This window comes from Chryseobacterium sp. Chry.R1, assembly GCF_039645525.1.
Lineage (GTDB): Bacteria > Bacteroidota > Bacteroidia > Flavobacteriales > Weeksellaceae > Chryseobacterium > Chryseobacterium proteolyticum.
In genome coordinates, this window is sequence record NZ_CP151793.1 from 35,990 (window position 1) to 51,350 (window position 15,361).

Below are 15,361 nucleotides of genomic sequence, written 5' to 3' on the forward strand. Positions count from 1 at the left end.
TTTTAATGGGCTTCCAGCCAGTTGTTCCCTACTCCAACCTCAACCAATAAAGGAACCTGCGTTTCGATGGCACTTTCCATTTCGGTTTTGATAAGTTTTGTAGCAACTTCAATTTCTTCGATCGGTGATTCAAATACCAATTCGTCATGTACCTGCAGCAGCATTTTAGTTTGAAGATTTTGTTCATCCAGTTGCTTGTCAATTTTGATCATTGCCATTTTTACAACATCTGCCGCGCTTCCCTGAACAGGAGCATTGACGGCATTCCGCTCTGCATGGCCACGTACAACAAAGTTATTGGAGTTGATATCTTTTAAATGACGTTTTCTTCCTAAAATAGTTTCTACATATCCTAGCTCGCGCGCTTTTTTAACCTGCTCAGCCATATACTCTTTCAGTTTCGGATAGGTCTCAAAATAAGCTTCGATCATCTGTTTGGCTTCTGATCTGGATAGCCCTGTTTGTTCTGCTAGTGCGAAAGCGCCCTGACCGTAAATGATTCCGAAGTTAACTGTTTTAGCCTGCCCTCTTTGTGTTTTGGATACTTCTTCCAAAGGAATTTTAAAGAGTTTCGCAGCTGTAGAAGCGTGGATATCTTCACCGTCCTGGAACGCTTTGATCATATTATTTTCACCTGAAATCTCAGCAATCAGACGTAATTCGATCTGAGAATAATCGGCTGAGATGATTTTCTTCCCGGAAACAAATGCACCACGAATCTGTTGTCCTCTCAATGTTCTGATCGGAATATTCTGCAAATTCGGATTTACACTTGCCAGACGTCCGGTTGCAGCAGTTGTCTGCGAGAAATTGGTATGTACACGCTCATCTTTATCAATCTGGGATGGTAAGGCATCTACATATGTTGATTTCAGTTTCTGATAGGTTCTGTATTCCAGGATATGCTGAATGATCTCATGCTTTGAAGAAAGTTTTTGAAGAACATCTTCTGAAGTAGCATATTGCCCTGTTTTAGTTTTTTTAGCTTTCGGATCAAGCTGCATCTTTTCAAATAATATTTCTCCTAATTGCTTAGGAGAGTTCATATTGAATTCCTCCCCTGAAAACTCGAAAATCTTAGATTCAAGCTGTTTCAGATCGTTTTCAAGGTCAATACTTTCCTGAGCCAACCATTTTTCATCAAGAGAAATCCCCGCCAGTTCCATTTTTGCAAGAACGACCATTAATGGCATTTCTATTTTAAAAAACAGGTCTTCAAGGTTTTCTTTTTTCAATTGCGGAGCAAAAAGCTCATATAATTGGAACGTTACATCTGCGTCTTCCGCAGCATAGTCCGTTTGTGTCCTTAAATCTGCGTCTCTGAAAGTTCCCTGCTTCTTACCTTTTTTACCAATAATGGTTTCTATGGAAACAGGTTTATAATTTAAATATACTTCTGAAAGGTAATCCATTCCGTGTCTTCCGTCCGGATTCAGAAGATAATGAGCAATCATAGTATCGAACATTGCACCTTTTACAGTAATGCCGTATTGCTTTAATATCTTGTAATCGAATTTCAGATTATGGGCTACCTTAAGAAGATCTTCCTTTTCAAAAAAAGGTCTGAAAATTTCTAATGTTTGCAGCACTTCTCCTTGATCTTCTGACAAAGGTATGTAATAAGCCAATCCTTTCTTATACGAGAAACTCATTCCTACCAACTCAGCTTCCAACTCATTTAAAGAAGTTGTTTCGGTATCAAAACATACTACCCTTTGCTGTAATAAATTGTTAACAAGGATTTTTTGGGCTTTAGGATTATCTATAAACTGGTATAAATGTTCGTTGTGTTCTATTGTTGATTTTGTAGAAGTCGCCTGATCCAATTCCTCATAAGTAGCAAACAGATCAAGCTGTGTAACCTGACCCTTTACCTGAGTTCCGGCAGGAGTCTGTGTAACCTCAACCTCACTTACCACAACAGTTTCTGTAGGAGCAAAAGCACGGTAAAGATTTTCATATAATCTCCTGAATTCGATCTCGTCAAAAACCTGTTTTACTTTTTCAAAATCGGGAGTTTCAAGATCGTATTGTTCCTGATGGAATTCGATAGGAGCATCACAGATAATGGTGGCTAATTTTTTGGATAAAATTCCTCTTTCTGCCGACGCTTCTACTTTTTCTTTCAATTTCCCTTTTAACTGATGGGTATTGGCTAAAAGATTTTCGATACTTCCGTATTCTTTCAGGAATTTCATCGCAGTTTTTTCTCCTACTCCTTCTAATCCCGGAATATTATCTACGGCATCCCCCATCATCGCCAGGAAGTCAATGACCTGTTTCGGATCATCGATTTCATATTTAGCTTTTACTTCTTCTACACCAAGAATTTCTATATCTCCTCCCTTTAAACCTGGTTTATAGATCTTGATTTTATCGGTAACCAATTGGGCAAAGTCTTTGTCCGGTGTTACCATAAAAGTAGTATATCCTTCTTTTTCTGCTTTGCAGGCAATGGTACCGATTACGTCATCCGCTTCATATCCTTCAACCCCTAAGTAAGGAATATGCATTGCCTCCAAAATCCTGTGAATGTACGGAACGGCAATCTTGATCGCCTCAGGGTTTCACTTCTGTTCGCCTTATAATCTGCAAAATCATCTGTTCTTACACTGGCTTGTCCTACATCAAACACCACTGCCAAATGCGTAGGTCTTTCTTCTGATCAATTCGATCAGAGAGTTTGTAAAACCAAAAATAGCCGAAGTATCAATTCCCGTACTCGTTAACCTTGGATTTCTGATCAATGCGTAATATCCTCTGAAAATCATCGCATAAGCATCGATGAGAAATAACCTTTTATCTTGAGTTGCGTCCATATTTTCTATAATGAACAAATATAAGAAAATAGGAATATTTATGTTCTACAATTAAAGATGAGATTTTTAATTTTAAAGTTCCATCAAATAAAAGAAGACCTTTTCAGGTCTTCTTTATTTTTACTATAATTAAGATGCGGATTATCAGGTTTAAATTCATAATTAAACAATTCTTCTTTGGAAAGGCTTAACAATTCCCGTAAATAATCCGGCAAAAATTCTCCGAATTTATCCTGGTAAGAAGTTGTTTCCTGAAATGTCCCATCAATAAGTTCAATAGATTTCAGATACTCATTATTAAAAACGATGCTTGCATTTACAATATTTCCATCTTCATCATATTCTTTTGAAACACCATACATTACATTGCCTTTGTTTTCATTAGCCTGCTCCAGATTTCCGTCAGAATCATAGATGTATTCGATCCCATTTTTGTAGCCATTCTTATATTGGGCTTCAGATTCTATAGCATCTTTGAATTTTACATATATTTCTCCCGTAAAGGGTTCTTTACATTCTTTATCTAAAAAATATACAGCAAATCCGTTACTATCATTTTTAGTATACAAACGATCATCAGTATCTTCTAATCTCAGCTCTGCATTTTTGTCAATCATATAAGTTTATTATTTATGTCCATGAGTGTTTATTCCATCTGTCAGGAAACCACAATGAGGGCATCTTACCTTAGGAGGAGGTGTTCCATTATTATTTTTAATTGCATTATTCTGTAAATCCCTATTGTGAAGATCCATTTCCCGGATTGAATTTTCATCTACCGGAAGACCGGCTTCCCTTCTTGCTTTTAAAGCCTGATCGTAAGCTCTTATTTCAGAGTGAGCTGCTAATCGGTTGTCTGCAGTTTCAGGAAGTTTTATTTCACCACTTTTAATTTTGGCTTCGTACTCTGCTACTTTTTGTTTGATAAGAGGATCTGCACCACCCAATTCAGGAGGATCACTCAACCATTTTTCATAAGCATTCTTGCCTGTTACGTTATTTTTAAAGTTTTGTCCAAAAAAGGTTTTACCTGTTGCAGGATCATATACGCCTGATAAACATGGTCCCCTTTCTTTAGCACTTTGAGTTTCTACAATTTCTTTAGCCTTCGCCTCTGTATCAGCAATTAATTTATCACTAGGTTTTTGGGGTGTACTTTCATAAGCATCACCTTTTTTATTTTCTCCGGAATTGTTTTGCCCTTCATCACCTTGTCCTTTATTTCCGTTAGGTCCATCTTCCTCTGCCGCTTGCTGTTTCTCGTCTTTTGGTGGTTCTTCGTCCTTTGGCTGACCTTCATCTTTTGGTTTTCCTTCTTCTTTATTAGCGGTATTTCCGTCATTATCAGAAGGAGTATTTCCATCCTTATCACCACCGCTGTTTGATTCTTTTAGTGGCGGAGCAGGTTCTTTCACTTTAATATTAAGCAAATATAGGAAAAGAAGATAATCGGACGGATGGGCCTGTCCGGTAAAAATACGTTTTCCCATGCCTATTTCAGGAATTCCTCCATTGACTAAAGCAGCTCCGGCATCACCGGCATCCTGAACATTTCCATAAGCATGCTCATTAGCCAGCGCATTTAATCCGAACAATGCACGACTGCCTCCCCAAATTCCGGTAAAACTTCCGGCAACGTTTGAGAGGACACTGGAAAAAGTTGGCGCTGCTACGGCTAGTGATCCGCCTGCCAGTCCCGAGACCAGAAATCCTCCAGCCCCTACCGCCGCACCACCAAGGGCACAGCCTGCAAGCTGAGTAACATAATTAAAGCTACCCAAAGCTAAAGCATGGGTCCAGCTTTTGATTTCAGGAGCAAATTTCACCACTCCACCTATAGAACAGGTCATGGTACGGTCTCCTGTAATACCTGGAGTTCCTGTAAGTATTAGATTACTCTTACTTCCATCCCATGTTCTTGCCGTGGCATTTTTTTGCCCACACTTCAATGCTCCGTCTACGGCTGCAATAACTCCTCCTGCAACCCCAGCAGCTGCGCCGATGGCCATCATTCCGATAAGACCTATAGCAGCAACTCCTCCCGTGCCAACGATCAATGCAACTACTACCACTACAGCCACAGCAGTTAAAAGTGCGGCCCAAAGCATATTTTTTGTACAGCCGAAATCTATCCAGCTGCTTGTAGCGGTATCCGCTACAGTGATGTAGACTTCTCCGGAGCTTTTTTTATTGCTTTTTCTGGTTCCCTGTAGTTGTGCAGGCATTGCGCCGCTGGAGCACATCCAGAAGTCTTTTTCTGTAATAATCTTATTTCCCATATCTGGTTTTTAGGATTTATATTTTATATGGGGGTTGTATATTTTAAATTAAAAAATAAGGCAGTTCCTTACATTTCCCAGAAACACTCTTTTATTAAGAAATTTCATTTTATTATCTTCTATTTTATAAACCAGGCCAAAAGAATACCCTGAACCTTCATCAACATTATATACCTGAGAAACAATAGCATCAAAACTACCGTCTTTAAGAGTAATCTTATTACTGTAGATTAAAACCACCGTCTCTTCATCAATGCTTTCTATTTCTTCTTCTGCCATTTCAATAGCTTCATCCAAAGAGTCCGCAATCATCTTTTTAATATTTTTTTCGCCAAAATAAATAAATGGAGAAAACCGCACGCCATTCTGAATATTTTCAATCGCAATCTCTTCTCCTTTTTCTACTTCAGCTTGTAAGTCTTTTTCTAAATCTTCAAATTCCATGAATCTTCATTTCTCTTGGTAAGCTTTGTTTTTTAATATACTTCTAGTATGGATTACATACTATGGATATTAATATCTTTATTAACACTTTTTGCAGCATCAAAGGCTTTATAGAAGACATTAAAAAGATCTTCACCATCATTGGTATAAAAATAATTGGACAGATCGGTTATTCTTTCGGCAATATTATCTCCCAAGGTGGTTGTTTCGACAGATCCTCAATATCCCACACTACCATAGATGGTGAATATTCTTCCAATTCTTTTTGGATCGTTTTTAATTCATTAATTGCTTCATCTACCTTATCTGCGGGTAAAGTTTTATAATACAATTCATTCATTAGCAATGGAAATCTACTGCCCCATTTATTATTTTCCAGATTATAAGCAATTGTAGAAAAAAAAGAATGTAAAAAATCACCCGTGCCTATCTTATAAAATATAGGTCCTACCTTTAATCCTGTCATTATTTATTTTTTATAAATATATTAATTATTGAATAAAAATTACCTCCAGATTCGGACAACTCTTTTGAATACTAGATTCTAACTGAACTAATGCCTCAGGAGACATATTTTGACCTCTAACATCAATTACTGCTGTCTGTCTTGTTCCTGGTGGAAGATTTTGTAATCTGTCTGTATATTGTCTGTTAAGCTCATTCGTTAAATTTCTTCGACCCGTATTAGATGTGACATCATAATTTTTCACCTCAACACTATGTCCTGTATTATATAAATCAGGCCTTGTACTTCCTTCCGTTCCATACGGCACTTCTTTGCCATCAATGAAACTTTTTTGAGTATCATAACCAGGATACATTTGTTCCGCATCAATTTCACTTTTTCTCCAGCTTGGTCGATTTGTATTATTTGGGTTATTAGGATTAGGTTCGGTTGGTTCTGCAACCTGGGCATTAGGATCCTTAACGAATTTATGAGTTTGAGAATCTTTTAATCTTCCATTGCTATCTCTATAGGTACCAGGCGGATCACCAGGCTGACTACTTTCATAAGAATTTGCTTCCCCGCCTTCATTGGGTTTTGTTGTTGTTTCTCCTTGTCCTTTGCTTCCATTAGCTCCTTCTTCTTCAGGCGTTTTGTTTCCTTCTTCTTTAGAAGTATTATTTCCATCTTTATCGCCTCCACTATTTTGCTCTTTAATGGGTGGTGCAGGTTCCTTCACTTTTATATTTAATAAATATAAAAACAGAAGATAGTCAGAAGGATGAGCCTGTCCTGTAAAAATACGCTGTCCCATACCAATTTCCGGAATTCCTCCATTGACTAAAACAGCTCCGGCGTCCCCGGCATCCTGAACATTTCCATAAGCATGCTCGTTAGCCAGCGCATTCAATCCGAACAATGCACGGCTGCCTCCCCAAATTCCGGTAAAACTTCCGGCAACGTTTGAGAGAACACTGGAAAAGGTTGGCGCTGCTACGGCTAGTGATCCGCCTGCCAATCCTGATGCAAGAAATCCTCCAGCTCCTACCGCCGCACCACCAAGGGCACAGCCTGCAAGCTGAGTAACATAATTAAAGCTACCCAAAGCTAAAGCATGGGTCCAGCTTTTGATTTCAGGGGCAAATTTTACCACTCCACCTATAGAACAGGTCATGGTACGGTCTCCTGTAATACCTGGAGTGCCTGTAAGAAGAAGATTATTTTTACTGGCATCCCATGTTCTTGCCGTCGCATTTTTTTGCCCACACTTCAATGCTCCGTCTACGGCTGCAATAACTCCTCCTGCAACCCCAGCAGCTGCGCCTATAGCCATCATTCCGATAAGACCTATAGCAGCAACTCCTCCCGTGCCAACGATCAATGCAACTACTACCACTACAGCCACAGCAGTTAAAAGTGCGGCCCAAAGCATATTCTTTGTACAGCCAAAATCTATCCAGCTGCTTGTAGCGGTATCCGCAACAGTAATGTAGACTTCTCCTGAGCTTTTTTTATTGCTTTTTCTGGTTCCCTGCAATTGTGCAGGCATCGCACCACTGGAGCACATCCAAAAATCTTTTTCTGTAATAATCTTATGTCCCATATTACAGTCTTTTTAAGGTTTGTTTTCGAGTATGGGCTTTTATCCTGTTTCTATCATCGATCCGCTGATGCTCAATTCCGTAAACGGTTTTTCTGATAAATTTCTCCTGATCTTTTTCATATTCTTTAGCCATAAAGATGAAAAAGCTTTTAATACAGTTTTTCCTGTCGAATTTTAAATTAAATCCGAGGCGGTAATTTCTTATAGAAATGCTCTTTATATAAGACTTTACATCAGGAAGTCGCTGTATTGTATTCATCTGACATTTTATATTTAAGAATTTCGTCGCTATAAAATGTATATTTCAATTTTGCATAAAGATTTTCAGGATCGGCAATTTCTTCTCTCGTAAGGGAAGCTTCTATGATTCTTCCTGTAGATTTTTCCGTTCTGTAAATCCCTTTTTCGTTGAGTGAGGTTTCCAGTTTGGAAACATCGATCTGATTGGAAAACTGAATATACGCCCGGTTATAAAATCCTATGTTCAATAAAATGGATGGTTCTCCGGAAAGTTCTACAATCATTTCATCGGAAGACAGTAATGGATTACTGCTATTCTTCAGGTCAAAACTCCAGTGTACATTGGCTGAATTAAAAAGGTTTAATGCATTTTCCTTGTAATTTCCCGGGATTTTCCGTCCATAGATTTTATTAAAATACATCAGGAAAAATTCATTATTCTGAATGCCTTCTATCAGCTTCTTTTCATCTTGGAAGATGTTATCATTTAAGATAATCGCATTTTTAATTTCAGGATTATTTTCTGCTATCTTTTCCATTTCAGCCTTGGTCTGCTGCCACTTTGAACGAATGACATTCATATTGGAAACTTCCACTACTTTGCCTTCATTATTTATGGTCAGATACAATTCATTATACAACCTGGAAAACGCATTCGTAAGTGCTGCCACCTCTTTAATTAGAGGATTATTGGCTTCCAGAAGAATATGGTCCAGAACAATTATTTTTACTTTAATATGATCCTCTGCTACCTGTAGAACGGTGAAATCCCATCTTAACTGAGAACGGGAAATCATGTGTACATTTACCGCTTTAATATCTGAATCTATTATAAGTGTATATTGTTCAGAAAATTTATCTTTTATGTTGAATGATTCACTCATAGATCTGTTTAATTAATAAATGCGTCCCCACCATCGATTTTGGTCTGTCCGCCACCGAGATGATTGGCAGGAGATGAAAGATCAATTCCTTTGGTACCTACAACTCCGATTCCTTCTCCACTGATTCCAATGATCTTTCCGCTGAGGATAATTGTTCCGTCAGCTTTTAATGTAATTGAACTGGCACCTGTCTTGATCGTTACATTTGTGTCGCACTCTAAAGATATATTTCCGGCATTATCCATTGAAAATACAGAATTGGCACCACCGCCATCTTTACTTCCGACATTGATGACATTTTTGCTGCCTGTATTTACTGTATTGTTATTACCTACTTTTACTGTCTTATTGTTATTGGCATTGGTCGTTGCATTACCGGCACCATCAAACTTCATATTCGCTCCTCCCTGATCCGTTAAAAAAACAGAACCTGCTCCGTCATCCAGTTCCAGTTTATTACCACTTCTGCTGCTTAAGCTTTTAATATTATTTCCTGCGCCACCGCCACCGCCAACACCTCCGTGAAACATACCTCCCATAACAAAAGGACGGTCCGGATGCTGATGAACGAAATTAACCACAACCTGATCGCCGACTTCAGGGATGGCCATAAATCCACGATTTTTACTTACTTTTTCACTTCCTCCACCATCGGGAGTCATCACTCTGATAAATTCCGTGGTTGCAGATCCGTTTTGCCAGTCAAACTGTACCTGTACACGACCCTGGTTTAAGGGATCGGTATTGGAGATCACTTTGGCAAACTGGGGTTCTGCTTTAGGGGTTTCAAACTCCGGCCGTGGAATAAATCCTGTATCAGATGCAATCGCATCAAATGTTCCTGTATAATATCCTCTTGCATCTACCTCGTGAATCATATCTATGATCATGAGTTTCGTGAAATAAGAGGTTTCATTACTGTCTGTTTTCCGCATCTCAATATCGGCAGTACATCCTGGATACAGGAAAGGAACAGTAGTGGTTCCTGAAGTAATGAAAACACTGGATGCTTTACTTCCCGCAGTACCTTTTTGGGATGCGTCAATGTCCATAAATGATGAAGCCTTAATCGGAGCTACTCTCAGAGATGGCGTTGTAAATGTTTTTTCTGAAATTTCGTATGCACGCTTGGCAATATCTGAAGTATGGGTAATTTTTGAATTACCGGTGGTTAGTTTTTCATTTTTACTGCTGTTATACCCATAAAAAGTAGGATTAACATGCTGAGCCTTCATTCTTATTTTTATATCCTGAACGCTGCTGCCATAAGTAAGCTTGATTGGTTTTTCCTGAGGCGGCAATTTTCCGAAATGAAGAACTTCACCGTCATAATAGAATTGCTCACCATAGGCTTCGGCAATTCTTGCAAGATAATTATAATGGGTTTCCTCATATTGGGAGCTGTAAGAGACATTTCCATGTTGTGAATCAACCCGGAAGTCAAACTTATTTTGTCCTAATCCTTCTTTTATAACCTGATCTGCGATGCTATTTAAACTTATTTCTTTACCTCCTCCAAAGCTCTGGATATGAGGAGCCGCATCAAGCAGAACGGTAGGGCTTGATCCCGTAAGTACTACATTTCCAAGGCTGCCCTTCTCCTGGCTAAAACCTACTTCGGTAATAACCCCTACAAAACTTCTCTCAGGCCCATCTTCAACGTCTTTGTATTTAAATACGACAGTGATTCTTTTTCCAAGGAAATTTTGGGCTTCTTCAAGGTTATGGTTTTCCGGATTTCCCAGTGTATCATGAGCAAGCATTAAATCGAATTCATGATGTTTTGTAGCACTCTGTTTAAGCTTAAAGTGTTTAAAGTGTTTTACAATTTTTCCTTCAATAATAATATCAAGTTTCACCACCCTATTGATACCCATGATTTGGCTTTGAGGGAGCGCATTCGCATTATGTATTTTGGAAGTAGGTTGCTTGGACCATACTTTATCTTCTATAACAGAAGGAGCTGTAGGCTGTACAACCTGGTTCATAAAAAGGCCGGAGGCATTTTGTGCCATGCCTGAATAAGCCTGAGCCTGGGATAGCTTTTGGGTTACTTTCTGAACTTTCGGATTTGCTTTTTCCTGTATTTTTTCACTACCCTTTTGTATTGCCTGTGTTTTCACTGTATCTCCCAGTTGTTCTGCAGGACCTTTTATATTTTTGGGCGCCGACATTTTCGGCGATTGACCATCCTTAAACATAATCTTACTATTTGAATTGATTAGCTGATGTTGTGAAATAAAATCATCTTATGATCAGATAATTTTCTATATTCCCTCTAAACCAAAAATCATAAACACCTAATTAATAGATATATATGATATTTTTATAGAGTTATGGATCTCAAAACGAAAAAACAGAATAGTCAACTCTGGTGAGTAAACTATTCTGTACCAATTTTATTTTTACTAGGATGGTTTAATTAATTGCTGCTTCCACCTGGCCAGATACCTTCATAGATACCGTTACCATAATGGATTTTTTCTGCACTTACGATGAAGCTGATCAGCATACTGTTGTCATCCACAGCATCAAAGTCTACTTCGTGCTGAATTACATATCCGTTCTCCCATGTCAAAGTAATTAATGTTCCTTCTTCGTGAGATTTATTGAAAGTAACTTCACCTGTTGTAGGCTTGTATTTCCCGTTAAGTAAGCTTTCTAAGATGTCAGATTTTTCTGTAGCTTCGATCGTTAATTTGATGATTGCGTTGGAAGGGTCAGAAGCTACACGTCCTGAAACGTCTGTAGATCTTGATACGCTGTAATTAAGCTTTAATAATTTCTGACCTTCGCCTCCGTTGAATTTTAAGATTCCTCTTGAATTTGCTGCCATGATTTGTAAATTTTAATCGTTAATATTTTGTGATGTGGTGTTCAATTGTATAGCAAATATAGATTGCTTATTCTTAATCTGAAACTTTTTGATCACCTATCTGAGTTTTTGTAGTAATTCTACGATTTGGTGTAGTAATTCTACGACAATAGAAATAAATTATACTTTAAAATACTTATAATCAATTTATTGCATTTAAAATCCAGTCAATATATCTAATTATTTTTAACACCCATCCGAGAAATATTAACAAAAAATTAATAAAATTTAGAAGGTGTTAACATAAGATTAGATTCAAAAAAAGCTGTGAAAATCACAGCTTAAATTTAAAATTTATATGCAATACTCCCGAGGACTTGGGTCGGATTTTGTGGAGTTAATCTTACCGACCATGTTTTTTCATTGGTCAGGTTATTCACTTTTATTCCTGCTCTGAAATTTTTATGATCATAAAAGACTGTAGCATCTAAAGTAGTATATGCCGGGATAATAACTTTAGCTGTTGTCGTATTGGTCTGGAAAGAATGATTTCCCTTATTTCCTCCAAAACCCACTCCGAGTCCTTTTAATTCTCCTGCCATGATTTGATAGCTCATCCATAAATTGTAAAGATTGGATGGTCCGGATAAAGCAGGACGCAACCCATTGATTTTTTCTTCTGCTTTGGTCATTTTACTGTCATTATAGGCATAGCCTGCAATAATATTGAATCCACGAAAAGGGTTTGCAGTAAATTCTACCTCTACTCCTTTACTTCTCTGCCCTCCGTCTTGTAAAGAATACAGATTATTAACAGGATCAGGTCGCACCATATTCTTTACATCAATATCATAATAGCTCACTGTTCCTACCAGCTTATGTCCAAAAAGGTCTCCCTTTATTCCTATTTCTTTCTGGTTTGCTTGTTCCGGTTTGAAAGTGTTTCCGTTGATATCTGATCCTCCTTTATTGGTAAATCCATTCATATAGTTTCCGAAAATGGATACTTTGTCTTTTACCACCTGGTAAACCAAACCGAATTTTGGGGAAAAATTAGTCTGCCAGTAATCACCTGAGTTTACATTTTTAGCAATATCGGTAACTCCAAGATTTTGATATCGGTCTGCCCTAAGACTTACCATAGCCAGAAATCTGTCGGTAATATTGAAGACGTCGGATGCATAAATAGCATAGCTGTTGTCTCCATTTTTTTCGATCCTTGGGGTTCCTGAAGCAGCAAGGTTATCTATCGTAGATTGATTGGCTGAATAGGGCGTATTGCTGGTAAAATCAAATGGAGCACCTGTCACCGTTACCCTGTCGAAACTATTCGCATTGTTGTAATAGTCCAGCCCAATGATCAATCTGTTTCTATGTCCTGAAATCTGAAAATCCCCAATAAAATTTTGTTGAATATTGGTCGCAATGAAATTGGTATTTCCCTTCATCACCTGTAAGCTTGCTTTTGTATCAGAAGTCCCATTGATGGCAGTAATGTATCCGTCTATGGTCGATCTTGCACGTGAGAAAACGGTTTGAGATGTCCAGTGATCAGAAATCTTATAGTTCATTTGTGCAAAAATATTCATCATTTCTGTTTCATAAGCAATATCATTGCTTCCAAATAACCGGTTATAAGGAAATCCCATATCAGCAATAGATTGTACTTTATTGCTTTTCAGGTAAGGATTAAACCTCACAACAGAGGTAGCCTTCTCGTGGCCATATTCGATGTCAAATAAAAGAGAAAGCCTGTCATTGATCTGATAGGAAATAGAGGGTGCCATTGAGATCGCATTACTAAATCCAAGATCCTGAAAGCTTTTCTGGTACGTCGCCGCACCATTTAACCGGAAAAGAATAGTCTTATCCTTATTCACTGGCGTATTAATATCTGCAGTAAACCTGTTGTAGTTCCAGCTTCCTGCCGTATAGGACACTTCTCCTCCGAAACCATTATACGGCTTTTTGGTTACCCTGTTAAATAAACCTCCATATGTCGACAGATTTGAGCCAAATAAGGTTGCCGAAGGTCCTTTAATAGCTTCAATTTTCTCAAGATTTGCCGGATCAATGGTGGTGTAGGCAAAACCTGAGATCCCGTTTCTTACCATAGGCTCCGTGGTAAATCCACGGGAAAGGAATGTAACACGTCCCTGATTGGCAAGCATTGGAATTCCGGAACCCGGAATATTTTTTGAGATACTTCCCAGATTAACTGCAATCTGTTCCTGAATTAACTCTTTTGGAACACTGATGTAAACCTGCGGGGTCTCGATATTTTTCAAGGGAAGCTTGGAAATATAAGGACTTTCCTTTTTAGAAAACTTATTGGTGAGCGTAGATAAAGTAATTTCCTGAATAACGGAAATATTTTCTTTCTCCAGCTGATAATTGACCACTGCCGGTTCATTCTGCTTTACATGTACTCCTACAATTTTCTCACTGGAGCCAATAACCTGTATTTTAAGGTGGTAATCTCCTTCCGGCAATTCATTAAAACTGAAGTTACCATTCTGATCAGTTAGGGTATGCTTATGAGTCTCTATCAGCTCTATGGTCGCTTCGGAGAGATTATCTCCATTATACTGTTTGAGAGTCCCGGAGATAGATCCTGAATTTTGGGCAAAAGCCCAACCCAAGCCCCCGAGAAAAAAGGCAACAATAACGGCACGTTTCATTTAGTCAATTTTTCAGCCGCAAATGTAAGTTTTATTTATACTAAGTAAAAATAAGAATAGATAACATTGATTAAAATCATGTCCCTGTTTCAAAAAGAAAAACCTTCTTTTATTTCTCTATTGATTATTTATAAGAATCGTGAAACTCTTTTTCGGTCTTGAAAATCCTTATGCTATCAGCCGGAAAAGGCTCCCCATTCAGAGAGATCTGAAATCCGCTGTTATCAGGAGCTATTGTTAGTTCAAGATTTCCCTTGCTTCCTGTTTTCCTGAAGGCTTCATTTGCTTTTTCCCAACTAAAAAAAGCACGCCCCAGGTATTGTTGTCCTTTTCCTGTTTCCCAGGTAAAGTTCAATTCTTTAGGTATTGCCCTTTCTTTGATCTGAATGTTATTAATCCATGGACGAAGCATCACTTCTGTTTCACCATTGTAAAAATCCAGGTTCATATCAAATAAGCGGAGTCCTTTATTCTGGGAGGTAATCAAAGGTTTCCAGGAATACTTTGTTCTGTAATTATCCCATGTAACGGGTGATGCATCAGGATTAAAATCCCTTTTTTTAACCTCTTCTCTGGTCATGCTCCATTTCGCAAACAGCTTTTTCTCAAGCTCTTTATCATTTTTTACTACATCGGCCTGAAACCTGCCTAATTCTATTTGAACAGCACGAAAACGAAGCCATACAACTACCATTCCCTTGGGAGCAAAACCAAAAACCAAAGTTGAAAAGCTATTGTAAGGATTCTGTGCACTTCCAAAAGTTTCATTTCGTCCCAGGTTTTTATATTCCTGAAGTTCTTCGGTGTAAAGAGGAGCTTCACTTTGTGCATAAGCCCGTTCCATATAGTCTTTAATTTTATCTTCCGGAAAGTCCGCTTTCAGATGGTAAAAAGTATCTTCATACCCTGCATAGTAAGTAATATCAGCTCCAATCGGAGTTCCATGCTGCTCGGTCCATCCTTTTCCGGATGTCCCCCATTCACCTGATGTTCCGCCATAAGGCAAGCTGGCAGGAATGCCTTCGAGGGTTATGATCTTATCATCAACGAACTCTATTCTATATGGATTGGCTGGAGCACATATTTCTACCTGAAACTGGGGTATTTCTTTTTCTTTCATTTTCTGACAGCTTATATTTTGGGCAAAAATT

Annotated in this window: 11 protein-coding genes and 1 pseudogene; all 12 read right to left on the reverse strand. The window is 38.2% G+C overall.

The annotated features are described in order from the left end of the window. Window positions 1-2: 2 nt before the first annotated feature. Window positions 3-2,819: pseudogene (gene polA / locus AAEU33_RS00200) on the reverse strand (DNA polymerase I). Between the two features lie 83 nt (window positions 2,820-2,902). Beyond that, the gene (locus AAEU33_RS00205; protein ID WP_345990341.1) at window positions 2,903-3,436 is read right to left on the reverse strand and encodes a hypothetical protein; all 534 of its coding nucleotides are present in this window, start codon (window positions 3,434-3,436) and stop codon (window positions 2,903-2,905) included. A 9-nt stretch (window positions 3,437-3,445) separates the two neighbouring features. Beyond that, window positions 3,446-5,098 carry a hypothetical protein gene (locus AAEU33_RS00210; protein ID WP_345990343.1) on the reverse strand — a complete coding sequence of 551 codons (1,653 nt, stop codon included), beginning with the start codon at window positions 5,096-5,098 and terminating at the stop codon, window positions 3,446-3,448. A 48-nt stretch (window positions 5,099-5,146) separates the two neighbouring features. Beyond that, the gene (locus tag AAEU33_RS00215; RefSeq protein ID WP_306614297.1) at window positions 5,147-5,542 is read right to left on the reverse strand and encodes a hypothetical protein; all 396 of its coding nucleotides are present in this window, start codon (window positions 5,540-5,542) and stop codon (window positions 5,147-5,149) included. Window positions 5,543-5,711: 169 nt separating this feature from the next. Continuing rightward, window positions 5,712-6,008, reverse strand: coding sequence for an Imm70 family immunity protein (locus AAEU33_RS00220; RefSeq protein ID WP_345990345.1), 297 nt, complete (start codon window positions 6,006-6,008; stop codon window positions 5,712-5,714). Window positions 6,009-6,033: 25 nt separating this feature from the next. Beyond that, window positions 6,034-7,590, reverse strand: coding sequence for a hypothetical protein (locus AAEU33_RS00225; protein WP_345990347.1), 1,557 nt, complete (start codon window positions 7,588-7,590; stop codon window positions 6,034-6,036). A 1-nt stretch (window position 7,591) separates the two neighbouring features. After that, window positions 7,592-7,849: a hypothetical protein gene (locus AAEU33_RS00230; RefSeq protein WP_172284107.1), complete on the reverse strand. Its 258-nt coding sequence runs from the start codon at window positions 7,847-7,849 to the stop codon at window positions 7,592-7,594. Further along, complete coding sequence (locus AAEU33_RS00235; RefSeq protein ID WP_345990349.1) at window positions 7,824-8,714, reverse strand: hypothetical protein; 891 nt, start codon at window positions 8,712-8,714, stop codon at window positions 7,824-7,826. The genes AAEU33_RS00230 and AAEU33_RS00235 overlap by 26 nt, the downstream gene beginning before the upstream one ends. Before the next feature lie 8 nt (window positions 8,715-8,722). Beyond that, window positions 8,723-10,888 carry a phage baseplate assembly protein V gene (locus AAEU33_RS00240; protein ID WP_345990351.1) on the reverse strand — a complete coding sequence of 722 codons (2,166 nt, stop codon included), beginning with the start codon at window positions 10,886-10,888 and terminating at the stop codon, window positions 8,723-8,725. Between the two features lie 248 nt (window positions 10,889-11,136). Beyond that, window positions 11,137-11,550: a type VI secretion system tube protein TssD gene (tssD, locus tag AAEU33_RS00245; protein WP_172284101.1), complete on the reverse strand. Its 414-nt coding sequence runs from the start codon at window positions 11,548-11,550 to the stop codon at window positions 11,137-11,139. A gap of 326 nt (window positions 11,551-11,876) precedes the next feature. Beyond that, window positions 11,877-14,210 carry a TonB-dependent receptor gene (locus AAEU33_RS00250; RefSeq protein ID WP_345990353.1) on the reverse strand — a complete coding sequence of 778 codons (2,334 nt, stop codon included), beginning with the start codon at window positions 14,208-14,210 and terminating at the stop codon, window positions 11,877-11,879. 124 nt (window positions 14,211-14,334) lie between these two features. After that, entirely contained in the window at window positions 14,335-15,330 is a 996-nt protein-coding gene (locus tag AAEU33_RS00255) for a DUF2931 family protein (protein WP_228457051.1), read from the reverse strand. Between the last annotated feature and the right edge of the window lie 31 nt (window positions 15,331-15,361).